This is a genomic window from Microbacterium sp. PAMC21962 (assembly GCF_019443465.1).
GTDB lineage: Bacteria > Actinomycetota > Actinomycetes > Actinomycetales > Microbacteriaceae > Microbacterium > Microbacterium hominis.
In genome coordinates, this window is the sequence record NZ_CP080381.1 from 439,213 (window position 1) to 462,405 (window position 23,193).

Sequence of the window (23,193 nt, forward strand, 5' to 3'; positions counted from 1 at the left end):
ATGACCAACTACGAAGAGATCGACTTCTCGCCCTTGACCGCTCTCGCCGACGGCGAGGTCGTCACGCACTCGCGCGTGCGCGACATCACCCTCCCGTCCGGGAAGGTGCTCGCCCTCATCACGCTCGACAACGGCCGCGACCACACCCGCCCCAACACCCTGGGTCCGGCGACGCTCACGGAGCTGGGCGAGACGCTCGCGACGCTGAAGGCGCGCGCCGCCGCCGGCGAGATCCAGGCCGTCGGCATCACCGGCAAGCAGTACATCCTCGCCGCCGGTGCGGACCTCTCCGACATCACCCGCGTGGGGTCGAAGGACAACGCCCGCCTGGTGGCGCAGCTCGGTCACAAGGTGATCGGCGCGCTCGGCGACCTGGGTGTGCCGTCCTTCGCCTTCGTCAACGGCCTCGCCCTCGGCGGCGGCCTGGAGATCGCCCTGAACTCCACCTACCGCACGGTGGATGCCTCGGCGGCCGCGATCGCGCTGCCCGAGGTGTTCCTGGGGATCATCCCCGGGTGGGGCGGCGCCTACCTGCTGCCCAACCTCATCGGCATCGAGAACGCGCTCGAGGTCGTCATCAGCAACCCGCTGAAGCAGAACCGCATGCTGAAGCCCCAGCAGGCGTTCGAGTACGGCATCTTCGACGCGATCTTCCCCGCGGCGACCTACCTGGAGAGCTCCCTCGCCTGGGCCGACGGCGTCCTCACGGGTGCCGTGAAGGTCGACCGCAAGAACGAGCCGGGCAAGATCGAGCGTCTCACCAAATGGCCGATCGCCATCAAGATGGCACGCGGCATGCTCGAATCAAAGATCGGCACCGTCCCCCGCTCCCCCTATGCCGCGCTCGAACTGCTCGACAAGGCGAAGAGCGGCACGAAGGCCGAGGGCTTCGCGCGGGAGGACGAGGCGCTGGCTGACCTCGTCACGGGCGATCAGTTCGCGGCATCCATGTATGCCTTCGACCTGGTGCAGAAGCGCGCGAAGCGTCCCGTCGGCGCGCCGGACAAGACCCTCGCCAAGAAGGTCACCAAGGTCGGCATCATCGGCGCCGGTCTCATGGCGAGCCAGTTCGCGCTGCTGTTCGTGCGCAAGCTCCAGGTGCCGGTGCTCATCACCGACCTCGACCAGGCGCGCGTCGACAAGGGTGTCGCGTACATCCACGACGAGATCGGCACGCTCGAGGCGAAGGGGCGCCTCGACGCCGACGCGGCGAACAAGCTGCGTGCGCTGGTCACCGGGACGACCGACAAGAGCCTGTACGCCGACTGCGACTTCGTCATCGAGGCGGTCTTCGAGGAGGTCGGGGTCAAGCAGGCCGTTTTCGGCGAGATCGAGAAGATCGTCGCCGAAGACGCGATCCTCGCGACCAACACCTCGTCGCTGTCGGTCGAAGAGATCGGTTCGAAGCTCGCGCACCCCGAACGCCTCGTCGGCTTCCACTTCTTCAACCCCGTGGCGGTCATGCCGCTCATCGAGATCGTGAAGACGCCGCAGACGACGGATGCTGCGCTGTCGACCGCCTTCGTGGTCGCGCGGGGGCTGGGCAAGAACGCGGTGCTGACCGCCGACGCCCCCGGCTTCGTCGTCAACCGGCTGCTCGCGAAGGTCATGGGTGAGGCCGCTCGCGCCGTGTACGAGGGCACCCCGGTCGCCGACGTCGAGAAGGCGTTCGCCCCCCTCGGCCTGCCGATGGGGCCGTTCCAGCTCATCGACCTGGTCGGTTGGAAGGTGGCGGCGCACGTGCAGGACACGATGGTCCATGCGTTCCCCGACCGCTTCTACGCGAACGAGAACTTCCACCAGCTCGCCGAGCTGCCGGAGGTCGTGGAGAAGGACAAGGGTGGACGGGTGACCGGATTCACCAAGGCCGCCGAGAAGGCGCTGAAGGGCCATGTCGGGTCCGCACCGGCATCCGCCGACACGATCCTGCGTCGCGTGCAGGACGGCCTCGCCACCGAGATCAAGCTGATGCTCGACGAGGGCGTCGTGCCCGAGGTCGAGGACATCGACCTGTGCCTCATCCTCGGTGCGGGCTGGCCGTTCATCGACGGCGGCGCGTCGCCCTACCTCGACCGCGAGGGGGCGTCCGAGCGGGCGTTCGGCGACACCTTCCACCACCCGCCCATCCGCGGCATCGGCGGCTGACGACCGCCGGATCCGCCGTCACGGATTCGGATGATCACAACGGAATCGGATGCCGCACCTCGCGGCATCCGATTCCGTTCTTCATGTCCGAATCCGGTGGCTGCGCCGTCGCCTGCTCAGCGCGAGGGCTGTGCCGCCCGCACCCGCAGATCGCGCGCGAGGCCGTCGCGCTGCTCGATCACGAGACGGCGGAGGGCCCCCGGCGCGTCCGGGTGATCCCGCAGCCACGCGTCGGCGGCGTCGAGCGAGGGGGATGCCGGGAAGAGGCCGATCACGAGGCGCCGGGCGATCTCGATCGAGCGCGACCGCCATGCGGGCAGGATGCGCGCGTAGTAGTCGTCGTCGAAGCCGGCGATGAGGTCGCGGCGTCCGCCGGCGCGCACGCCGGCGATCGTCGCGTCCAGATGGTCGTTGGTCAAGGTCGCGTCGGTCCAGGCGTCGTTCCAGGCGGCGGCGCGGACCGCGGCATCCGGACGCGCCGTCCGGGCGGTGCGTGCCGCGACGCGTCCCGACGCCGTGTCGTCGGCAGCCAGCTCGCCCGCGATGTCCGCGTCATCCGCGTGGCCGGTGGCCGACAGGGCGACGGTCCAGGCCCAGCGGAGGTCGGGGTCGAGCCTCAGCCCTTCCGGTGCCGGGGCGGCGCCGGCGAGGATCGCACGCAGGTCCGGCGCGCGCTCGGCGCTGACGGATGCCGCGGCGCCGACCGTGCGGGCCCAGATGAGCTGCGCGTCAGACCCGGGCCTCGCGTGCTGCAGCGCGTTCCACGCCGTCTCCAGCCACTGCGCCGCCAGGGCGGACCGGTCGCCGTCCGCCGCGAAGTGCGCGATCGTGAAGGCCGCGCGGGCGGCGGCCTCGGTCAGCAGCGCGGCATCGGTCTCCGACGGCGCGTGCCGCGCGACGATTCCGACGTACTGCTGAGCGGGCAGGATGCCGTCGCGCACCGCGTTCCAGAGGGCCGCCCAGACGACGGCCCGCGCGAGAGCGTCGTCGATCGTCGAGAGGCCGCGCGCGACGGCGTCCGTCGACGCGTCGTCCAGCCGGACCTTCGCGTACGTCCGGTCGTCGTCGTTGGGGACGATGAGAACCACGTCCTCCAGAGCCGCGCCGGTGAGCGCGGTGCGTTCGGCGGTGATGTCGGTCGCCAGGCCGACGCGGCGGACGAGGCGGCCGTCGCGCTCGACGTAGAGCCCGACGGTCACGCGATCGGGGCGCACCGTGGACACCGTCAGCTCGAGCGCGTCGGCGGTGCGCTCGGCGCGCAGCTCGGTGACGCCGGTCGTCTGCAGCCACGCCGCGCTCCAGGAGCGCAGGTCGCGTCCGGACGCCTGTTCGAGGGCGCTGAGCAGGTCGGGCAGGGTGGTGCTGCCGTACGCGTGGTCGGCGAAGTAGCGCTGCGCGCCGCGGAAGAAGGCGTCTTCGCCGACGAAGCCGACGAGCTGCTTGAGCACGGAGGCGCCCTTGGCGTAGGTGATGCCGTCGAAGTTGAGCTTCGCGGCCTCGAGGTCGGGGATGTCCGCGACGATCGGGTGCGTCGTCGGCAGCTGGTCCTGCGTGTAGGCCCAGCCCTTGCGTCGCGTGGCGAAGCTGACCCAGGCATCCGGGAACCCGCCGACCGCGGCCGCGGCATGCGTGCCCATGTAGTCGGCGAACGACTCCTTCAGCCAGAGGTCGTCCCACCACCGCATCGTCGCGAGGTCGCCGAACCACATGTGGGCCATCTCGTGCAGGATCGTGTTCGCCCGGGCCTCGTGCTGCGCGGCGGTGGACGCGCCGCGGAACACGTAGGCCTCGGTGAAGGTCACCAGGCCCGGGTTCTCCATGGCGCCCAGGTTGTACTCCGGCACGAAGATCTGGTCGTACGTGCCCCAGGGGTACGGGAAGTCGAACGCCTCCTCGAAGAACGTCAGCCCCCGTCGCGTGATGTCCAGGATCTCGTCGGCATCCAGATGAGGAGCGAGGGAGGCGCGGCACAGCACTCCGAGAGGGATCTCGCCGGCTGCGCCGTGGTGCGTGCCGTCGACGCGGTGATACGGACCCGCCGCGACCGCGGTGATGTAGCTCGACAGCGGCAGGGTCTCGGCGAACCGGGTGCGCACTCCCCCGTCGACGGGCTCGCGGCGGGTCTCGGCGCCGTTGGAGAGCACCTGCCAGCCGGCGGGAGCGGTGACCGTGAAGCGCCAGCGCGCCTTCATGTCGGGCTGCTCGAAGCAGGGGTACACGCGCCGGCAGTCGGCCGGCTCGTACTGGGTGTACAGGTAGGTCTCGCCGTCGACGGGGTCGCGGAAGCGGTGCAGGCCCTCGCCCGACGTGCTGTATCGCCCGGTGGCGACGATCGTGACGGTGTTCGTGGTGCTCGCTGCGGTGCGCAGCCCGGCGACGCTCACGCGTGCGCCGTCCCAGTCGACTCCCTGCTCGACGCCGTTGACGACGACCGCGTCCACCGCGGCGCCGATGAAGTCGATCCACGTGCTCTCCGCCCGAGCGGTGAAGGTGAGGGTCGCGCGTGTGCGGAAGGTGCTCTCGGCGGCATCCGGGGCCGAGCGGAGGTCGAGATCGATGTCGACGGTGTCGAGGTGGATGACCGCGGCGCGTGCCGCCGTCTCTTCGCGCGTGAGGTTGGCGGAGCTCATCCCTCCATGCTGTCACGGGGCGGGTTGTGCTATTTTTCGAACATGTTCACTTCTGAGGCACCCGCGATGTCGAAGAGCGACCGGACGCGGGCGCGGCTGCGCGAGATCGCGCTGAAGTCGTTCCGCGACCGGGGCTACGACGCCACCACGATGCGTCTGATCGCGCAGGAGGCCGGCGTATCGGTCGGCAACGCCTACTACCACTTCGCCACCAAGAACGACCTGGTGCAGGAGTTGTACCTCGACGTGCAGCGCGGACACCGCGAGGCCGCCGCGCCCCGTCTCGCCGACGCGGACGAGATCGTCGACCGCATCGCGATCGTCTATCGCACGGGGCTCGATCAGCTCACCGCCTACCACGGGCACGCGGCCGAGTTCCTCTCCGCCGCCGTCTCGCCGCGCTCGGAGATCAACCCGCTCGCGGAGGCCTCCCGTGAGGCCCGCGCCATCACCGAAGGCCTGTTCGCGGAGGCGGTGCAGGGCGCCCGCTCGGGCGCGGTGCCGACAGAGCTCGCCCGCTCGCTGCCGCCCGCGCTCTTCCTGGGGCATCTCCTCCTCGCCCTGTTCTGGGTCTACGACCGCTCCGAGGGGCAGGAGCGCACCCGGCGACTGCTCGATCGCGGACTCGCGCTGCTGCGGACCACCCTGCCCCTGGCGCGGCTGCCGCTGGTGCGCGGCGTCGTCCGCGATCTGCTCGAGCTCATCGCGGAGGCAGGGCGGTGAGCGCACCGGTGCGACCGGCAGCCTTCACGCGCGACCAGCTCTGGCGCGGTGCGCTGCACGCGTGGCTCGGTTTCGTCGCGCTGCTCGTGATCGCTGCTGGGGTGTGGACGCTGGTGGTCAGCGCCGCGCGGTTCGACCTGTCGACCGTCTCCGTGGCGGTCTACGCCGCCGGATGGTTCGCCGTCCTCGGCGCGCTCATCTCGCTGGTCGTGACGATCGTCGGACTTCCCGTCGCCGCGCTGATCGGCCACGCGCTTCGCGGCGTGCGTCGCCGCTGGGTCCACCTCGTTGCTTTCGCGGCTTTCGGCGTCGGCATCGGTGCGGCGGTGGTCGGTGTGTTCGTCGCGCTGTCGAGAGCGGTGGCGCTCGATCCGACGATCGTCACGGTCCTGCTCGCGCTCTGCGCGGGCGCCACGGCCTACGGACGGTGGCAGGGAGCGCGGACACCGAAGCGTCGCACCCCCGCGATCGAAGAGGAGGACCGCCTGCTCGGCGGGTGAGCGGCCTCAGCCGCGGCCGTCCCCGTGCTCGGCGTGCTCGGAGCTGCCCGCCCCGCCTTGCACGGTCCAGATGGCGCCCGTGTCGCTGGATGGGCGCGCCACCGGGATCCGCGTCCCCAGCACCTGGGCGACGACGTCCTGCGCGATCTTCGCCGCCGACAGCCCGGCATCCTCGAGGATCTGCTCCCGCGTCGCGTGATCGATGAAGGCGTCGGGCAGACCCAACTCGTCCACCGCGGTGTCCACGCCCGCTTCGCGCAGAACCTGCCGCACGCGCGTGCCGACCCCGCCGACGCGGATGCCGTCCTCGATCGTGATCACGAGACGGTGCGCGGCGGCGAGCTTCACGATCGACGGCTGAACGGGCACGACCCACCGCGGATCCACCACGGTCGCCCCGATCCCCTGCGCGCGAAGACGCGTCGCGACCTCGACGGCCAGCTGCGTCATCGGTCCGATGCCGACCAGCAGCACGTCCTCCGCGCCGTCGCGCCACAGCACGTCGACGCCGTCGGGCAGACGCTCGATCGCCGGCTGCTCCGTCGCCACGGCGCCCTTGGGGAAGCGGATGACGGTCGGTGCGTCCTCGACGGCGATCGCCTCGTCGAACTCCTCCCGCAGGCGGGCCTCGTCGCGGGGTGCGGCGATGCGGATGCCGGGGACGAGCTGCAGCATCGCGAGGTCCCACACGCCGTGATGGCTCGGACCGTCGGGGCCGGTCACTCCGGAGCGGTCGAGCACGAACGTGACACCGGCGCGGTGCAGCGCGACGTCCATCAGAACCTGGTCGAAGGCGCGATTCATGAAGGTCGCGTAGATCGCGACGACCGGGTGCAGGCCGCCGAACGCGAGCCCCGCGGCGGATGCCACGGCGTGCTGTTCCGCGATGCCCACGTCGTAGACGCGGTCGGGGAAGCGCTGCGCGAACGGCTGCAAGCCCGTCGGCCGCAGCATGGCCGCCGTGATCGCGATGACGTCGTCTCGCCGCTCCCCCGCGTGGAGGAGGGCGTCGGCGAAGACGTCGGTCCAGGCGACGGCATCCGAGGAGCCCAGCGGCTCCCCCGTGGCGGGGTCGATCTTGCCGACCGCGTGGAACTGGTCCGCCTCGTCGTTGCGCGCGGGTTCGTACCCGCGCCCCTTCTCGGTGATGACGTGGACGATGACGGGTGCGCTGTAGTCCTTCGCGAGCTGCAGCGTCTCCTGCAGAGCGACGAGGTCGTGGCCGTCGATCGGACCCAGGTACTTGATGTCGAGGTTCGAGTACAGGGCTTCGTTGTTCGAGAATCGGGAGAGGAAGCCGTGCGTGCCTCCGCGCACCCCGCGATAGAGCGCGCGCCCCATGGGCCCGAGGCGACGGAAGAAGGATGCCGAGCTCTTGCGCAGGCTCTCGTAGCTCTCCAGCGTGCGCACGCGGTTGAGGTAGCGCGCCATGCCGCCGATGGTCGGCGCGTAGGAGCGGCCGTTGTCGTTGACGACGATGACGAGGTTGCGGTCGTTGTCGTCGGAGATGTTGTTGAGCGCCTCCCACGTCATACCGCCGGTCAGGGCGCCGTCGCCGACGACCGCCACGACGTGGTGGTCCTTGCGGCCGGTGCGGGTCAGCGCGCGCGAGATGCCGTCGGCCCAGCTGAGGGAGCTGGAGGCGTGCGAGGACTCGACGACGTCGTGGACGCTCTCCGCCCGCTGGGGGTAGCCGGCCAGTCCGCCGCGGGAGCGCAGCTCGCGGAAGTCCTGACGCCCCGTCAGGAGCTTGTGCACGTACGACTGGTGTCCGGTGTCGAAGACGAACGGGTCGTTCGGCGAGTCGAAGACGCGGTGCAGGGCGATCGTCAGCTCGACGACACCGAGGTTCGGGCCGAGGTGTCCGCCCGTGCGGGCGACGTTCTCGATCAGGAACTCGCGGACCTCCTGCGCGAGCTGCGCGAGCTGCTCCGCGGACAGGGAGTCCAGGTCCCGCGGACCGGTGATCGAGGCGAGCAGACTCATCCTCCGAGTCTACTTCGCGCGCACGCGAACGCCCCGGCATCCGCGTCCCCTTGCGGGGACCGATGCCGGGGCGTTATACGCGGCGATCAGACGAGCGAGCGCAGCACGTACTGGAGGATGCCGCCGTTGCGGTAGTAGTCCGCCTCACCGGGGGTGTCGATGCGCACCTTGGCGTCGAAGACGATGGTCTCCTTGCCTTCCGGCGAGAACTCGCTGGGGGCCGCGGTGACCTTCACGGTCTTCGGCGTGACGCCCTCGTTGAGCTGCTCGAGGCCCTCGATCGAGACGATCTCGGTGCCGTCGAGGCCGAGCGACTTCCAGCTCTGGCCGTCGGGGAACTGCAGCGGGACGACGCCCATGCCGATGAGGTTCGAGCGGTGGATGCGCTCGAAGCTCTCGGTGATGACGGCCTTCACGCCGAGGAGGGACGTGCCCTTGGCCGCCCAGTCGCGCGACGAGCCGGAGCCGTACTCCTTGCCGCCGAACACGACGAGCGGGGTGCCCTGGGCGCGGTAATTCTCGCACGCGTCGAAGATGTACGACTGCGGGCCGCCCTCCTGCGTGAAGTCGCGGGTGAAGCCCCCCTCGATGATCTGACCGTCGTTGACGGCGGCGACCAGCTCGTTCTTGAGGCGGATGTTCGCGAAGGTGCCGCGGATCATGACCTCGTGGTTGCCGCGGCGCGAGCCGTAGGAGTTGAAGTCCTTCTGCGCGACGCCGTGCTCCGTGAGGTACTGCGCGGCGGGGGTGCCCGCCTTGATGTTGCCGGCCGGCGAGATGTGGTCCGTCGTGACCGAGTCGCCCAGCGCCGCCATGACGCGTGCGCCGTGGATGTCGCTCACCGGGGTGAGGTCCATCGACATGCCCTCGAAGTACGGCGCCTTGCGGACGTAGGTCGAGTCGGCATCCCACTCGAAGACCGGGCCCTCGGGGGTGGGCAGGCTCGTCCAGCGCTCGTCGCCGTCGAACACGGTGGCGTACTGCTTGATGAACTGGTCGCGCGAGATCGACGAGTCGATGACCTCCTGGACCTCCTCGGGCGACGGCCAGATGTCCTTGAGGAACACGTCGTTGCCCTCGGCATCCTTCCCGAGCGGGTCGGTCTCGAAGTCGAAGTGCATCGACCCGGCCAGGGCGTACGCGACCACGAGGGGCGGCGAGGCGAGGTAGTTCATCTTCACGTCGGGGCTGATGCGCCCCTCGAAGTTGCGGTTGCCCGAAAGGACGGCCGTGACGGCGAGGTCGTTCTCGTTGATGGCCGCCGACACCTCTTCGATGAGCGGTCCGGAGTTGCCGATGCAGATCGTGCAGCCGTAGCCGACGGTGTAGAAGCCGAGGCCCTCGAGGTCCTTGTCGAGTCCGGACTTCTCGTAGTAGTCGGTGACGACCTTCGATCCCGGGCCCAGCGTCGTCTTGACCCACGGCTTCTGCTTGAGGCCCCGGTTGCGCGCCTTGCGGGCGAGCAGGCCCGCGGCGATCATGACCGACGGGTTCGAGGTGTTGGTGCACGACGTGATGGCGGCGAGGGTGACGGCGCCGTTGTCGAGCAGGTACGAGTCGCCCGCGGGTGAGGTCACCGGCACCGGGTTGGATGCCGCGGCCGGAGCGCCGCTGGAGATGTGGACGTCGCGCGTCTCGGGCTCTTCGTCGCCCGGGGCGGAGCCGGGGTCGGAGGCCGGGAACGAGTGCTTCGACTCGAGGTCGACGATCGAGTTCGACACCGACGGCGTCGTGTAGTCGACGATGTCCTTCTCGAACTGGGTCTTGGCCTCGCTGAGCAGGATGCGGTCCTGCGGGCGCTTCGGGCCGGCGATCGACGGTACGACCGTCGAGAGGTCGAGCTCCATGTACTCGCTGAAGACGGGCTCGCTGGCGGCGTCGTGCCAGAGCTTCTGCTCCTTCGCGTACGCCTCGACGAGGGCGACGGTCTGCTCGTCGCGGCCGGTGAGACGCAGGTAGTCGAGCGTCACGTCGTCGATCGGGAAGATCGCCGCGGTGGAGCCGAACTCGGGGCTCATGTTGCCGATGGTGGCGCGGTTGGCGAGCGGCACCGACGCCACGCCGGCACCGTAGAACTCGACGAACTTGCCGACGACGCCGTGCTTTCGCAGCATGTCGGTGATGGTGAGCACGACGTCGGTGGCCGTCACGCCCGCCGGGATCTCCCCGGTCAGCTTGAAGCCGACGACGCGCGGGATGAGCATCGACACGGGCTGGCCGAGCATCGCGGCCTCGGCCTCGATGCCGCCGACGCCCCAGCCGAGCACGCCCAGGCCGTTGACCATGGTGGTGTGCGAGTCGGTGCCGACGCAGGTGTCGGGGTACGCCCGCAGCACGCCGTCGCGGCCGGTGCGGTCGTAGATGACCTTGGCCAGGTGCTCGATGTTGACCTGGTGGACGATGCCGGTGCCCGGCGGGACGACCTTGAAGTCGTCGAACGCCGTCTGGCCCCAGCGCAGGAACTGGTAACGCTCGCCGTTGCGCTCGTACTCGATCTCGACGTTGCGCTCGAGCGCGTTCTCGGTGCCGAACAGGTCGGCGATGACGGAGTGGTCGATGACCATCTCGGCGGGCGAGAGCGGGTTGATCTTCGCCGGGTCGCCGCCGAGGGCCGTGACGGCCTCGCGCATCGTGGCGAGGTCGACGATGCAGGGCACGCCGGTGAAGTCCTGCATCACGACGCGCGCGGGCGTGAACTGGATCTCCGTGTCGGGCTCCGCGTCGGCATCCCAGTTGCCGAGGGCCTCGATCTGGGACTTGGTGACGTTCGCGCCGTCCTCGGTGCGCAGAAGGTTCTCCAGCAGCACCTTGAGGCTGAACGGGAGCTTCTCGTAACCGGCGACGGTGTCGATCCGATAGATCTCGTAGTCGGTGCCACCGACCGTGAGGGTGCTCTTGGCTCCGAAGCTGTCAACAGTGGACACGTCTGCTCTCCTTCGTTGGGAGTTCCTGAGGCCGCGGGCTCAGTCGTCGGCGGATGCAGGGTTCGGCATGGAGGGCCGTTGCCTGATCCTCCATCTTCCCCGCCGCCGCGTCGCCGGGCTAGTGAGGCTGGCCTTACCCGCGGTGGGCGCCGGTGGCGTACCGCGAGGGGACGAATTTATCTTGATATCAAGATAAATCTATCACGCCGCGACGTCGCCGTCGTCCTCGACGCGGCGCGGGTAGACCGCCCGGACGGCGAGCCAGGTCACGGCGACGAGCGGAGCGAACAGCGGCAGACCCATCACGAGCTTGAGGGTCCCGAGGGTCGTGACGTCGCCGGAGAAGTAGAACGGGAGCTGCACGGCGAGACGGAGGTAGAAGAGGCCGGCCCAGGCGATCGCCAGCCAGAAGAAGACGCGACGTTTGCGGTTGTCGGCCCGCCAGGCGGTGCCCTCGTTCATGAGGAAGCCGACCGCCAGGCCGATGATCGACCACCCGATGAGGGCCGACACGAGGAACGCGGTGCCGTACACGGCGTTGGTGATGAGGCCGGGGACGAAGTTGTCCTGGCCGCGTCCGGTCCACAGCGCGAGCGCTGCGGCGGCTGCGGCGGCGATGAGACCGCCCAGCGCAGCGCTGACGGGCGAGCGCTGCACGAGTCTCACGACGGTGAACAGCGCCGCGGCTCCCACCGAGATCGCGAGCGAGAGCGCGAGGTCCTGCGTCACCGTGAAGAGGATGACGAACGCCAGCCCCGGCAGCACGCTCTCCAGCACGCCCCGCCAGCCGCCCATGGCGGCCCACACGACGTGACCGGTGTGCGACTGTCGCGACGGGTCCAGTCCGGCCCGCCGCGCGGCACCGCCGAGCGCCTGTCCCAGGATGTCGGAGGCCGACGGCGGCGTGAGGGGGTCGGATGCCGACGCTCGCGCGTCGTCGTCGGGGATGCTCATGCCGTACCGGGAGCTGCCGGCATCTTCAGCGGGATCAGGTCGCGCGGGGGCATGGGGCTGCCGCCGCGGACGACCACGATCGAACGGAAGAGGTCTTCCACCCGTGCCGCGGCATCGACGTCGGTGGTGGCCGCGCCGCCGATGACGCCGCGCAGGAACCACCGCGGACCGTCGACGCCGACGAACCGCGCGAGGCGCTTGCCCGCGACGGCGTCGGGTCCGCTGACGACCGGCACCTCGGCCAGCAGCTCCGGCCCGAGCGGGCCCTCGCGCTCCTCGACCCGTCCGCCCTGCTGGCGGATCTGCTGGCGGATCTGCTCGCGGGTCTCGTCCCACAGGCCGCTCGAGCGGGGGGCGGCGAAGGGCTGCACCTGCAGGGTCGACTCGGCGTAGTCGAGGCCGACGGCCACGATCCGCTTCGTCTGCTCCTCCACTTCGAGACGGAGGTTGAGGCCCTCCCGCGGGAGTACCTTGATGCCGCCGAGGTCGATGTACGGCCGGACCGGGTTGGCCTCCGACTCGTCGAACGGGCCGGTCGAGGCGCGGTCGCCGGCGCCGGGGGTCTGCGGTTCGTCGCTCATGCGATGACTCCTGTCTGGTAGCCCGTCGAGCCGAAGCCGCCCTCGCCCCGGGTGGACTCGGGCAACGTCTCGACGGGAAGGAAGCGGACGCGCGGCACGGGCATGACGATGATCTGCGCGATGCGGTCGCCGGGGGCGATCTCGTACGCGACGCGGGGGTCGGTGTTCAACAGCGCCACCTTGATCTCGCCCCGGTAGCCGGCGTCGATCGTTCCGGGCGCGTTGACGATGGTGATGCCGTGCTTGGCGGCCAGCCCGCTGCGCGGGACGACGAACGCGACGTAGCCGTCGGGCAGTGCGATGCGCACGCCCGTTCCCACGAGCGCCCGCTCGCCGGGCTCGAGGCGGACGGCTTCGGTCGCGACCAGATCGGCGCCGGCATCGCCCGGGTGCGCGTAGACGGGAACCTGCGACGCGATAATGGGAACGTCCACGGATTCGATCACTCCACGAGGGTAATGCACATCGCCGCCACAGCCCCCTTCTCGCCCACCGACCTCGTCTACCGCGAGCGGCTCAGCCCGTCGCTGTGGACATTGCTGAGCGCCGCCGTGCTCGCGCCCATGGTGGCGCTGGTCTTCGTGCCGCTCGATCCGACGATCGCTCTCGGGGCCGGCATCGCCGTGGCGGCGGCCCTGATCGCACTGATGGTGTTCGCCTCCCCCGTCGTCGAGGTGCGAGGTGGCGAGCTGCGGGTCGGTCGCGCCCACATCGGCGTCGACGACCTCGGCGAGGCGGAGGCCCTCTGGGGCGAGGAGGCCCGGGCGGCTCGGGGGCCGGAGCTCTCGCGCGACGCGTGGCATCTGCTCAGGGGCGGCATCGACCCGGTGGTGCGGATCGCCGTCACCGATCCGGGCGACCCGGTGACGCAGTGGGTGTTCGCGACACGCACGCCTGACCGGGTCATCGCCGCGATCAGGCGTGCGCAGACGCGCTGACGTCAGATCAGGCGCACTCGACGCAGACGGCGCCGCCGGCGGTCTCGTGGTCGATCTGCGTGCGGTGCTTCACGAGGAAGCACTCGATGCAGGTGAACTCGTCCTCCTGCGGCGGGAGCACGACCACGTCGAGCTCGAGGTCGGAGAGATCGGCTCCGGGCAGTTCGAAGCCCGAGGGGTTGTCGGCATCCTCGACGTCGACGGCCCCGGACATCTTGTCGGGAACGCGCTCCTTCAGAGCCTCGATCGACTCGCTGTCGTCGTCGGTCTTGCGGGGGGCGTCGTAATCGGTCGCCATGCTCTCAACTTCCAGGTTGTTGCCAAATGCCGACCAGCGGCGGGCGGACCGACGTGGGGCGGCGATAGTTTGCACGACGGGTCGGGATTTCGCAAATGATCGTCGTGCGCGTGCCCGCTTCCGGCGGGTGCGTCGCATGGAACTCGCGGCACGCCCGCGATATTCCCAGGGGCGGCGATCTGCTGTGACAGCATGGGCGCGGCAACGGAATCGTGCCCGAGCAGGGAACGGGAGGGGTGTTTCGCATGGAACAGCTCAAAGTCATCGGAACCGAAGAGGGCATCCTCGTCCTCGCCACGGAGGCGGGCGAGCGCTATGCCCTGCCGGTCGATGAGACGCTGCGCAGTCAGCTGCGCCGCTCCCAGCGTGAGAGCGAACCGCGTTCCGCGCGACCGAGCCCGCGCGACATCCAGGCCCACATCCGCTCCGGCCTGTCGGCGCAGGAGGTCGCCGAGCTCCTCGGTGCGCGGATCGAGGACGTGCAGCGCTTCGAGCGCCCGGTGCTGGCCGAGCGCGAGCACATCGTCGGTCAGGCCCTCGCCGTTCCCGTGCTGATCGCCGGCGAGCTCGACGCGAACGCGCAGCCGACGTTCGGCGTGGCGGTGCGCGCCAAGCTCGCGGAAGCGGGCGCCACCGGCGAACGCTGGACCAGCTGGAAGGACGAGGACGGCTGGGTCGTGAAGCTCGAGTTCACGGCCAACGAGGTCGACCACGACGCGCGGTGGAGCTTCGACCCGCGCCGGAGCAGCCTCGCGCCCCTCAACACCGACGCGACGCAGCTCTCGCGTCAGGGCTCGCTGCCGGAGGGGCTGATCCCCCGGCTGCGCGCGCTCGACGCCTCGCCCCTGAAGGATGCGTCCCGATTCGACTCGGGGGCGTTCGGTCCCCGCCGCCTCGACCTCGACCCCTCCGCAACGGCACCCGAGGCGGACATCGTCCGGCCCGACGTGCGCACGCCGGTCGCGCCCGCCGTTCAGGATGCCGCGATCAAGCGGGCCCCCGATCATGCCGTGACCTCGGCGGAGACGGCGGACCTCCTGGAGGCGTTGCGCCGGCGCAGGGGTCAGCGCGAGCCGATGCCGGCCGAGGAGTCGGCACCCGAACGCGCCCACTCCCCCGTCGCACTCTTCGACGCGCTCGAACCGGGCTACGACGACGCCGACGCCGAGACCGACGACAGCGCCGCCGGCATCGAGGACACCGTCATCAGCGAGGCGTCGCGGCGCAAGGGCCGCACCTCCATGCCGTCGTGGGACGAGATCGTCTTCGGCGCGCGGACCGAGGACGGCTGAGCCGCCTCGAGTCGCGCCGCGCTACCGGGTGGTGAAGGCGCCGAGCCGGATCAGCGGGACGATGCGCTCCTGATCGGTGAGTGAGCCGTGCTGTCCGACCATCCGCTGCGGCTTCTTGTCCGAGAGACGGTCGTCGTAGTACGCCACGGCCCCGCGGGCCGCGACGAGCACATCGCCGATGCGCGGCAGCACCTCGGCATCCACCTCGGGACCGTAGAGGCCCGCGGCGATCGCCTCCGCGCGGGTCAGCACCCACGAGCGTGAGCCCTCGGCCTCCCGCCAGCGTGCGGCGACGCCGTCGGCGGCGCCCTCCTCGCTGTACAGCTGCAGCAGACGCGGCTCGCCCGCGACCAGCTCGACGCCGTCGAGGAGCGCGTCGCCCTCGCGCAGCAGCACGTGGCGGTGAGCGGGAACGTCGACCATGCCGTGATCCGCCGTGACGAGCGCGCCGGTGCCCGGATGCAGCGCGTTCTCGAAGCGGCGCAGCTCGGCGTCGAGGTCTTCGAGGCCGCGCAACCAGTTCTCGGACTCCCACCCGTGCGCATGCCCGAGGGTGTCGAGCTCGGGGAGGTAGACGTAGACGAGAGCGCCGGCGTGGGTCGCGGCGAGGTCGGCGGCCGTGGCGAGGCGCTCGGCGGGAGTCGCTGCACCGACGAACGTCGCCCCGCGCTGGATCGCGCGGGTGAAGCCGCTATCGCGGTACACGCTCTTGCTCACGACGAAGCACGCCCGCCCGGCGTCCGACTCGCGCTGCAGCAGCGGCTCCGCCCGCTGCCACGTCAGGGGGTCGAGCCGGTCGGTCTCCCATCCCTTGAGCTGGTTGGGAGCGGAGGAGGTGCCCGGCACGCGGCCGCGGTAGCCGACGATGCCGTGGATGCCGGCATCCACTCCGGTCAGCAGGCTCGTGAGCGCCGTCGCCGTGGTCGACGGGAAGGTGCTGCGCGCGGTGTCCTTCTTCGTCAGGCGTTCCATGAGGAAGCGGGCGTGGCCGGCGCGGGCCGCGAGGTTGCCCCGACCGAGCCCGTCGACGAGCACGAGGACGGCCGAACGGGCGGGCGGGAACCAGTCCGCGGGGCCGTTCAGAGAGCGCAGCAATTGCGGCACGATACCGGTGAGGCTCCGGGCCGATGGCGGGTCCGCGGGTAGGCTGAGAGACATCGGGGCCAGTCTCGCACACGGCGCACGGGCCCCTCTTCCCGGCCCACCCGAGCACCGAGGGAACCGCACATCCATGGCAGCTTCGCGCACCGCGTCCATCCCCGAGGATCACGGCCGCATCGAGGACGTCGACGTCTCTGCGGAGATGCAGGACTCCTTCCTCGAGTATGCGTACTCGGTGATCTACTCCCGCGCCCTTCCCGACGCCCGGGACGGGCTCAAGCCCGTGCAGCGGCGCATCCTGTTCCAGATGTCCGACATGGGCCTGCGGCCCGACCGCGGACACGTCAAGAGCGCGCGCGTGGTCGGCGAGGTCATGGGCAAGCTCCACCCGCACGGCGACTCGGCGATCTACGACGCGCTCGTGCGCCTCGCTCAGCCGTTCGCGCTGCGCGTGCCCCTCGTCGACGGGCACGGCAACTTCGGGTCGCTCGACGACGGTCCCGCCGCGGCCCGCTACACCGAGGCGCGACTGGCTCCGGCCGCGCTCGCGCTGACGGAGAACCTCGACGAGGATGTCGTCGACTTCGTCCCCAACTACGACGGCCAGTTCCAGCAGCCGGCGGTGCTGCCCGCAGCGTTCCCGAACCTCCTGGTCAACGGTGCCTCGGGCATCGCGGTGGGCATGGCCACCAACATGGCGCCGCACAACCTCATCGAGGTCGTCGCGGCGGCGATCCACCTGCTGGACAACCCCGACGCGACGACCGCGGAGCTCATGGAGTTCGTTCCCGGGCCGGATCTGCCCGGCGGCGGCATCATCGTCGGCCTCGACGGCATCACCGAGGCGTACGAGACCGGGCGCGGCACCTTCCGCACCCGGGCCAAGACCTCCATCGAGTCGCTCGGACCGCGTCGCACCGGCATCGTCGTCACCGAGCTGCCCTACATGGTGGGCGCCGAGCGCGTGATCGAGAAGATCAAGGATGCCGTCAACGCGAAGAAGCTGACCGGCATCGCCGACGTCAACGATCTGACCGACCGCAACCACGGGCTGCGGCTCGTGATCGGCATCAAGACCGGCTTCGACGCTGCGGCCGTCCTGGAGCAGCTGTATCGCCTCACCCCGCTCGAGGACTCGTTCGGCATCAACAACGTGGCGCTCGTCGACGGCCAGCCGCAGACGCTCGGGCTCAAGCCGCTCCTGCGCGTCTACCTGGACCACCGCATCCAGGTGGTCACCCGGCGCAGCCGCTACCGCCTTGCCCGCAAGCAGGAGCGACTCCACCTCGTGGAGGGTCTTCTCATCGCGATCCTCGACATCGACGAGGTGATCCAGGTCATCCGCGCCTCCGATGACAGCGAGCAGGCGCGCTCCAAGCTGATGAGCGTCTTCGACCTGTCGCAGGTGCAGGCGGAGTACATCCTCGAACTGCGCCTGCGCCGTCTCACCCGGTTCTCCCGCATCGAGCTGGAGACCGAGCAGGATGCGCTGAAGAAGGAGATCGCCGAGCTGGAAGCCCTGCTGGCCAGCGACGTGCTGCTGCGTCGGCAGGTCGCGCACGAGCTGGATGCCGCGGCGGAGACGTTCGGCACACCGCGGCGCACGATGCTGCTCAACGGCGGGCCCGTCGCCGCGCGCTCGCGCAGCGCGGCGCCGGCCGACCTGCAGATCGCCGACGCGCCCTGTCGGGTCTTCCTGTCGGCCACCGGTCGCATGGTGCGCGCGGAGCTCGGCGAGTCGGGCGAGGTGGTCGCCCCCACGCGGCGTGCGAAGCACGACGGCATCCGCGCCGCCGTCGATGCCACGACGCGCGGCGATGTGGGCGCCGTGACCAGCCTCGGACGCCTCGTGCGCTTCTCCCCCGTCGACCTGCCCTCCGTGCCGGCCAATGCCGTCCAGCTGGCTGCGGGGACGCGCGCGGATCAGTACCTGGGCCTGGCGGCGGGCGAGCACGTCGTCGGCATCGTCCCGCTCGGAGAGGTCGTCGTCGCTCTCGGCACGGCGCAGGGCGTCGTCAAACGCGTCTCCACCGCGGAGCTGGCGCCGGGCAAGCACGACGTCGAGATCATCTCGTTGAAGGACGGCGACCGCGTCGTCGGCGCGGCGATCGCGCCCGACGGCGCAGAGCTCGTGTTCGTGGCATCCGATGCGCAGCTGCTGCGTTTCGATGCGTCGAGCGTGCGTCCCCAGGGGCGCTCGGCGGGCGGCATGGCGGGCATCCGGCTCTCGGACGGCGCGAGCGTGATCGCGTTCACGGCCGTCACGGATGCCGACGCCGCGGTGGTCGTCACGATCGCGGGCTCGCTGCTCGCGATCGCCGGCACCGATGCGGGAAGCGCGAAGGTCTCGTCCTTCTCGGAGTTCCCGCCGAAGGGCCGCGCCACGGGCGGCGTGCGCGCGCAGCGCCTGCTCAAGGGCGAGGACGCGCTCACCCTGGCGTGGGTCGGCGTCGAGCCGCGTGCGCTCGCGGCCGACGGTGCGGTGCGAACGCTCCCCGACGTCGGCGCCAAGCGCGACGCGTCCGGACAGGCCCTGGATGCCGTCGTCGCCGCGGTCGGCACCGCGATCGTCTGAGGGGCGTCAGCCGAGCGAGACGAGTCCGTACTGCGTGGCGCGGATCAGCACCTGGATGCGGTCGCGGACACCCCACTTGGCGGTGATGCGGCCCAGGTGCGACTTCACGGTCGCCTCCGAGACGAACATCGCGGCGGCGATCTCCGCGTTGGACATGCCCTGGGCGAGGAGGGTGACCACCTCGAGCTCGCGCTCGGTCAGCTCCTCGTCCCGTCCGACCTGGCGCGGCGCCGGGGGCTCGTTCTGCTGGACCGAGCTCACGAGTTCCTTCGCCACCCGGGGTGAGAGCACGTATCCGCCCTCGTGAGCGAGACGAGCGGCGTCGAGGATGCGGTCGGGCGACGTGTCCTTCACGAGGAAGCCGGAGGCGCCCGCGCTGAGCATCGGCACGATCACGCGCTCGGACGAGAACGTGGTCAGGGCGACGATCTTGATGCCCGGGAACTCCCGCGTCAGCCGCTGCGTCGCCTCGATGCCGTCCATCTTCGGCATCTGCACGTCCATCAGCACGACATCGGGGTGGGTGCTGCGTACCAGCGCGATCGCGTCGATGCCGTTGTCGGCCTCACCGACCAGGTCGAAGCCGTCAGCCGAATCGAGGAAGACGCGCAGTGCTGCGCGCACCAGCGACTCGTCGTCGACGATGATCACCCGAATCGGTTCCGTCACATCCCCATCTTACGAACAGCGCTGTGGCGCCGATTCCACGCGATATCGACGAAAGTCGCAACTGATGTAGCTATACGTCGGTCGTGCGAGAGGACCTCTGTTTGAAGAATCGATTCGAGAGATTGCAGGAGGTGAAACACATGTGGTACTGGCTTGGACAGCTCATCGGTATCTTCAAGTGAGGGTGCACATTCGCGAGATAATCGCGAGGTGACCTCCGTTCGAGAGAACCTTCTTCGCTTCGTGCGAGCGCCCTTCTGGGCGTACCAGCCGCTGCGGCCCGCCGCTCGGCGCATCGTCATTATTCTCGCGGCAGTGGCCCTGATCCTCGACTCGCTCTTCCGGGCGACGTCCGGAGGTCCGGGCAACATCATCTCTGCCGCCATCACGACAAGCATCACCCTTTCGGTTGCCCTCTTCGCATGGCGTCCGCCGGTCGCGGCCATCGTCCTGGTGGTTGCGGCGCTGCTGGCCGGTGTCACGGGAATTGCCGACAGCCTCCTCGCGGGGGCGGCGATCCTCGGCCTGGTGGCGTTCAGCTGCAGTGGTCTGCTCACGGCCGTGTACTTCGTGGCATGGCTCGTCTGGCTTGTCGCGGTCGTCTGGAGGCCTGATTCCGTCTTCCAGCCACTGGGCGGGCTCATCGTCGCCATCCTCAGTGTCGTGAGTCTGATGATCGGTCTGGCGATCCGGCAACAGTACGAGAGGGCGCAGTCTTTGGCATTACAACTCGAAGTCAGCGAGCGCGAAGTCGCCGAGCAGCTCAAGCACGAGCGCGATCTCATCGCGGACGAGCTGCACGACATCGTCGCGCACGAGATCACCATCGTCGCCCTGCACGCGGCGGTCCTGGACCGCACCGAAGACGTGCAGACGCGGTCGCAGTCGCAGACGGCGATCCGCGAGGCGGCCGTTCAGGCCCTCACCGACATCCGCCGCGTTCTCGGCATGGTGCGCGGTGAAGAGAACCTCTCGCCCGACCGCGTCTCCTCTCCGGACGGCATCAACGGCACCATCGCCGCCGTGACGAAGGAACTCGGTCAGGCCGGCATCCAGGTGCACGCGGACATCCCCGCCGACCTCCGCCTGCCGAGCGCATCGCTGGTCGCTCTCACCCGCGTCATCCGCGAGAGTGCGACGAACGTGTTGAAGCACGCGACGGGTGCCCACAACGTCAAGATCGTCCTGCGGGTCGAACGCGGCTGGGTGCATCTCACCTTCGCCGACGACTCCCCGCCGGCGCGCACCGCGGGTCTTCCCGCGTCGGGCTACGGCATCATGCGGCTCCGCGAGCGCTTCCGCCTGTTCGGCGGAACCTTCGAGTCCGAACGCAAGTCCAACGGCTGGGTCGTGAGCGCTTCGCTCCCCCTGACCGGCTGATCCCGGCGGGATGTCCTCGCGCCACAGGTCTATACGAAAGTCGCAGGCGAATCCGCCTATCGTCGAGGTCGTGGCCATCTTCGCGCGCCTACTGTTTATCTAGCCGAAGAGCTGATCCCCAGTCGGTTCTTCACAGGGCACGGCGCGTGACGTCCGTGATTTCGGGGACGAGGAGACCGATCTGGTTTCGTCGTCATCCGGATGTCCCCCGTAGCCGCGGCGATGGCCCGAGACCGAATCCCCCCAGATCGGTTTCGGGCCCCGCGCGTTTTCAGGGGCCCTCAGGCGTCGATCGCCTCGCGGTCCAGCTTGTCGCTCGAGGTGACGATGAAGTCGCGCCGGGGTGCCACGTCGCTGCCCATGAGGAGCTCGAAGACGCCCGAGACGGCTTCGGCATCCTGGACCCGGACGCGCCGCAGCAGCCGCCCGGCACGATCCATGGTGGTCTCCGCCAGCTGATCCGCATCCATCTCGCCGAGACCCTTGTAGCGCTGGACGGGCTCCTGCCACCGGCGCCCCGACTTCTGCACCTTCGCGAGCAAGGCGTGCAGCTCCTGCTCCGAGTAGGTGTAGATCGTCTCGTTCGGCTTCGATCCCGGATTGACGACGATGACCCGGTGCAGCGGCGGCACGGCCGCGTACACCCGTCCCGCCTCGATGAGCGGGCGCATGTAGCGGAAGAACAGCGTCAGCAGGAGCGTGCGGATGTGCGCACCGTCGACGTCGGCGTCGCTCATGAGGATGATCTTGCCGTAGCGCGCCGCCTCGAGGTCGAAGCTGCGGCCGGAGCCGGCACCGATGGTCTGGATGATCGCGGCGCATTCGGCGTTCGAGAGCATGTCGCTGATCGACGCCTTCTGCACGTTCAGGATCTTGCCGCGGATCGGCAGGAGGGCCTGGTACTCGCTGTTGCGCGCGAGCTTGGCCGTGCCGAGGGCGGAGTCGCCCTCGACGATGAACAGCTCGGACTGCTCGACGTCGGAGGTGCGGCAATCCGCGAGCTTGGCGGGCAGCGACGACGACTCCAGCGCGTTCTTGCGGCGCTGGGTCTCCTTGTGGGTGCGCGCGGAGATGCGCGCCTTCATCTCCGAGACGACCTTGTCCAGCAGCAGGGCGGTCTGCGACTTGTCGTCGCGCTTGGTCGAGGCGAACCGCTCCCCGAGCTCCTTGGCGACGACGTTCGCCACGATCGTGCGCACCGCCGGGGTTCCCAGGATCTCCTTGGTCTGTCCTTCGAACTGCGGCTCGGGCAGGCGCACGGTCAGGACGGTCGTCAGCCCGGCGAGGATGTCGTCCTTCTCGAGCTTCTCGCCCGCGCCCACCTTCAGACGCCGCGCGTTCTGCTCCACCTGCGTGCGGACGACCTTCATCAGGCCCTGCTCGAAGCCGGCCTGGTGGGTTCCGCCCTTCGGCGTCGCGATGATGTTGACGAAGGACCGCGTGACCGTGTCGTAGCCGGTGCCCCACCGCAACGCGATGTCGACCTCGCACTCGCGCTCGACCTCGGTCGGCACCATGGCGCCGCCGGCCTGGAGCACGGGGACGGTCTCCGTGAACGTGCCCGTGCCCGTCAGCCGCCATGTGTCGGTGATGGCCGCGTCGGGCGCGAGGAACTCGGCGAACTCGGAGATGCCGCCGTCGTAGCGGTGGGTCGTCTCGACGACCTCGGCTCCGCGCTGGTCGACGATCGCGATCTCGAGGCCGGGGATGAGGAAGGCCGTCTGCCGCGCGCGCTGCTCGAGCTCGTCGGCATGGAACGTCGCATCCTTGGTGAAGATCTGCCGATCGGCCCAGTAGCGGATGCGGGTGCCCGTGACGCCCTTGGCCGCCTTGCCGATGACCCGCAGCTCGGACGCGCGCTCGAACGGCGTGAACGCGGAATCGGGGCTCGGGCCGTCGAAGCGACCGGGCTCTCCCCGGCGGAACGACATGGCGTACGTCTTGCCGCCGCGATCGACCTCGACGTCGAGACGCTCGGAGAGGGCGTTGACGACGGAGGCGCCCACGCCGTGCAGACCACCGGATGCCGCATACGAGCCTCCGCCGAACTTGCCGCCGGCGTGCAGCTTGGTGAAGACCACCTCGACGCCCGTGAGGCCGGTGCGGGGCTCGACGTCGACGGGGATGCCGCGGGCCCGGTCGCGCACCTCCACGCTGCCGTCGTCGTGGAGGACGACGTCGATACGCGATCCGTAGCCGGCGAGGGCCTCGTCGACGGAGTTGTCGATGATCTCCCAGACGCAGTGCATGAGTCCCCGCGAGTCGGTGGACCCGATGTACATGCCGGGGCGCTTGCGGACGGCCTCCAGGCCCTCGAGCACCTGCAGGTGGTGGGCGGAATACTCGGCTGTCACAATCCTCAAGCGTATCCAGCCCCGCCGACACTGCGGCCGCGACACACACTCCGTTCCCGAACCGCCGTATTCCCGCACCGCGGCGGGGTACGCGCACAGCGAAATGTGACCGGATCGCGGCATTCCTGCGGCCAGGGCGTGGT

General features: G+C 69.9%; 17 protein-coding genes. 7 read left to right on the plus strand and 10 right to left on the minus strand.

Features of this window, described 5'->3' with window-relative positions; all coding sequences use genetic code 11:
• Window positions 1-2,145, plus strand: coding sequence for a 3-hydroxyacyl-CoA dehydrogenase NAD-binding domain-containing protein (locus KY498_RS02125; protein ID WP_191008598.1), 2,145 nt, complete (start codon window positions 1-3; stop codon window positions 2,143-2,145).
• A gap of 116 nt (window positions 2,146-2,261) precedes the next feature.
• Here the strand turns inward: KY498_RS02125 and pepN are convergent, their stop codons facing one another.
• Window positions 2,262-4,775: an aminopeptidase N gene (gene pepN, locus KY498_RS02130; RefSeq protein WP_191008597.1), complete on the minus strand. Its 2,514-nt coding sequence runs from the start codon at window positions 4,773-4,775 to the stop codon at window positions 2,262-2,264.
• Between the two features lie 42 nt (window positions 4,776-4,817).
• Between pepN and KY498_RS02135 the strand changes: the two genes are divergently transcribed.
• Complete coding sequence (locus KY498_RS02135) at window positions 4,818-5,498, plus strand: TetR/AcrR family transcriptional regulator (protein ID WP_191008596.1); 681 nt, start codon at window positions 4,818-4,820, stop codon at window positions 5,496-5,498.
• Entirely contained in the window at window positions 5,495-5,998 is a 504-nt protein-coding gene (locus KY498_RS02140) for a hypothetical protein (protein ID WP_191008595.1), read from the plus strand. Before KY498_RS02135 ends, KY498_RS02140 begins: the two co-directional genes overlap by 4 nt.
• Before the next feature lie 6 nt (window positions 5,999-6,004).
• On the opposite strand, the gene dxs is transcribed toward KY498_RS02140, so the two are convergent.
• The 5 genes from dxs to dut form a co-directional block, all read right to left on the minus strand.
• A complete protein-coding gene (dxs, locus tag KY498_RS02145) occupies window positions 6,005-7,984 on the minus strand; it encodes a 1-deoxy-D-xylulose-5-phosphate synthase (RefSeq protein ID WP_060959558.1) in 1,980 nt (659 codons plus the stop codon).
• An 86-nt stretch (window positions 7,985-8,070) separates the two neighbouring features.
• Window positions 8,071-10,908, minus strand: a complete 2,838-nt coding sequence (locus tag KY498_RS02150; RefSeq protein ID WP_060959557.1) for an aconitate hydratase — start codon at window positions 10,906-10,908, stop codon at window positions 8,071-8,073.
• 201 nt (window positions 10,909-11,109) lie between these two features.
• Window positions 11,110-11,862 (minus strand): DUF3159 domain-containing protein, encoded by a 753-nt coding sequence (locus tag KY498_RS02155; protein ID WP_101306354.1) that lies wholly within the window; start codon window positions 11,860-11,862, stop codon window positions 11,110-11,112.
• The gene (locus KY498_RS02160; RefSeq protein WP_060959555.1) at window positions 11,859-12,443 is read right to left on the minus strand and encodes a DUF3710 domain-containing protein; all 585 of its coding nucleotides are present in this window, start codon (window positions 12,441-12,443) and stop codon (window positions 11,859-11,861) included. Before KY498_RS02160 ends, KY498_RS02155 begins: the two co-directional genes overlap by 4 nt.
• Complete coding sequence (dut, locus tag KY498_RS02165; protein ID WP_191008594.1) at window positions 12,440-12,889, minus strand: dUTP diphosphatase; 450 nt, start codon at window positions 12,887-12,889, stop codon at window positions 12,440-12,442. The genes KY498_RS02160 and dut overlap by 4 nt, the downstream gene beginning before the upstream one ends.
• Window positions 12,890-12,901: 12 nt before the next feature.
• On the opposite strand from dut, the gene KY498_RS02170 reads away from it, so the two are divergent.
• Complete coding sequence (locus KY498_RS02170; RefSeq protein ID WP_060959553.1) at window positions 12,902-13,381, plus strand: DUF3093 domain-containing protein; 480 nt, start codon at window positions 12,902-12,904, stop codon at window positions 13,379-13,381.
• A gap of 7 nt (window positions 13,382-13,388) precedes the next feature.
• Here the strand turns inward: KY498_RS02170 and KY498_RS02175 are convergent, their stop codons facing one another.
• Window positions 13,389-13,679, minus strand: a complete 291-nt coding sequence (locus tag KY498_RS02175) for a DUF4193 domain-containing protein (protein WP_060959552.1) — start codon at window positions 13,677-13,679, stop codon at window positions 13,389-13,391.
• 245 nt (window positions 13,680-13,924) lie between these two features.
• Between KY498_RS02175 and sepH the strand changes: the two genes are divergently transcribed.
• Window positions 13,925-14,971, plus strand: a complete 1,047-nt coding sequence (sepH, locus tag KY498_RS02180) for a septation protein SepH (protein ID WP_191008593.1) — start codon at window positions 13,925-13,927, stop codon at window positions 14,969-14,971.
• 21 nt (window positions 14,972-14,992) lie between these two features.
• On the opposite strand, the gene KY498_RS02185 is transcribed toward sepH, so the two are convergent.
• Window positions 14,993-16,129: an alkaline phosphatase family protein gene (locus KY498_RS02185; RefSeq protein WP_191008592.1), complete on the minus strand. Its 1,137-nt coding sequence runs from the start codon at window positions 16,127-16,129 to the stop codon at window positions 14,993-14,995.
• Window positions 16,130-16,202: 73 nt separating this feature from the next.
• On the opposite strand from KY498_RS02185, the gene KY498_RS02190 reads away from it, so the two are divergent.
• Window positions 16,203-18,647 (plus strand): DNA topoisomerase (ATP-hydrolyzing) subunit A, encoded by a 2,445-nt coding sequence (locus KY498_RS02190; protein WP_191008591.1) that lies wholly within the window; start codon window positions 16,203-16,205, stop codon window positions 18,645-18,647.
• 6 nt (window positions 18,648-18,653) lie between these two features.
• Here KY498_RS02190 and KY498_RS02195 read toward each other — a convergent pair whose 3' ends face one another.
• On the minus strand, window positions 18,654-19,316 hold the full coding sequence (locus KY498_RS02195; protein WP_082734145.1) for a response regulator transcription factor: 663 nt from the start codon (window positions 19,314-19,316) through the stop codon (window positions 18,654-18,656).
• A 210-nt stretch (window positions 19,317-19,526) separates the two neighbouring features.
• Between KY498_RS02195 and KY498_RS02200 the strand changes: the two genes are divergently transcribed.
• Window positions 19,527-20,696, plus strand: coding sequence for a sensor histidine kinase (locus KY498_RS02200; RefSeq protein ID WP_223848929.1), 1,170 nt, complete (start codon window positions 19,527-19,529; stop codon window positions 20,694-20,696).
• 281 nt (window positions 20,697-20,977) lie between these two features.
• On the opposite strand, the gene KY498_RS02205 is transcribed toward KY498_RS02200, so the two are convergent.
• Window positions 20,978-23,050 (minus strand): type IIA DNA topoisomerase subunit B, encoded by a 2,073-nt coding sequence (locus tag KY498_RS02205; RefSeq protein ID WP_375140947.1) that lies wholly within the window; start codon window positions 23,048-23,050, stop codon window positions 20,978-20,980.
• Window positions 23,051-23,193: the final 143 nt, after the last annotated feature.

Coding starts and splice junctions, on each gene's coding strand:
- KY498_RS02125 (WP_191008598.1), top strand. CDS start 1: ATGACCAACTACGAAGAGATCGACTTCTCGCCCTTGACCGCTCTCGCC.
- pepN (WP_191008597.1), bottom strand. CDS start 4,775: ATGAGCTCCGCCAACCTCACGCGCGAAGAGACGGCGGCACGCGCCGCG.
- KY498_RS02135 (WP_191008596.1), top strand. CDS start 4,818: ATGTTCACTTCTGAGGCACCCGCGATGTCGAAGAGCGACCGGACGCGG.
- dxs (WP_060959558.1), bottom strand. CDS start 7,984: ATGAGTCTGCTCGCCTCGATCACCGGTCCGCGGGACCTGGACTCCCTG.
- KY498_RS02155 (WP_101306354.1), bottom strand. CDS start 11,862: ATGAGCATCCCCGACGACGACGCGCGAGCGTCGGCATCCGACCCCCTC.
- KY498_RS02160 (WP_060959555.1), bottom strand. CDS start 12,443: ATGAGCGACGAACCGCAGACCCCCGGCGCCGGCGACCGCGCCTCGACC.
- KY498_RS02170 (WP_060959553.1), top strand. CDS start 12,902: ATGCACATCGCCGCCACAGCCCCCTTCTCGCCCACCGACCTCGTCTAC.
- KY498_RS02175 (WP_060959552.1), bottom strand. CDS start 13,679: ATGGCGACCGATTACGACGCCCCCCGCAAGACCGACGACGACAGCGAG.
- sepH (WP_191008593.1), top strand. CDS start 13,925: ATGGAACAGCTCAAAGTCATCGGAACCGAAGAGGGCATCCTCGTCCTC.
- KY498_RS02185 (WP_191008592.1), bottom strand. CDS start 16,129: ATGTCTCTCAGCCTACCCGCGGACCCGCCATCGGCCCGGAGCCTCACC.
- KY498_RS02190 (WP_191008591.1), top strand. CDS start 16,203: ATGGCAGCTTCGCGCACCGCGTCCATCCCCGAGGATCACGGCCGCATC.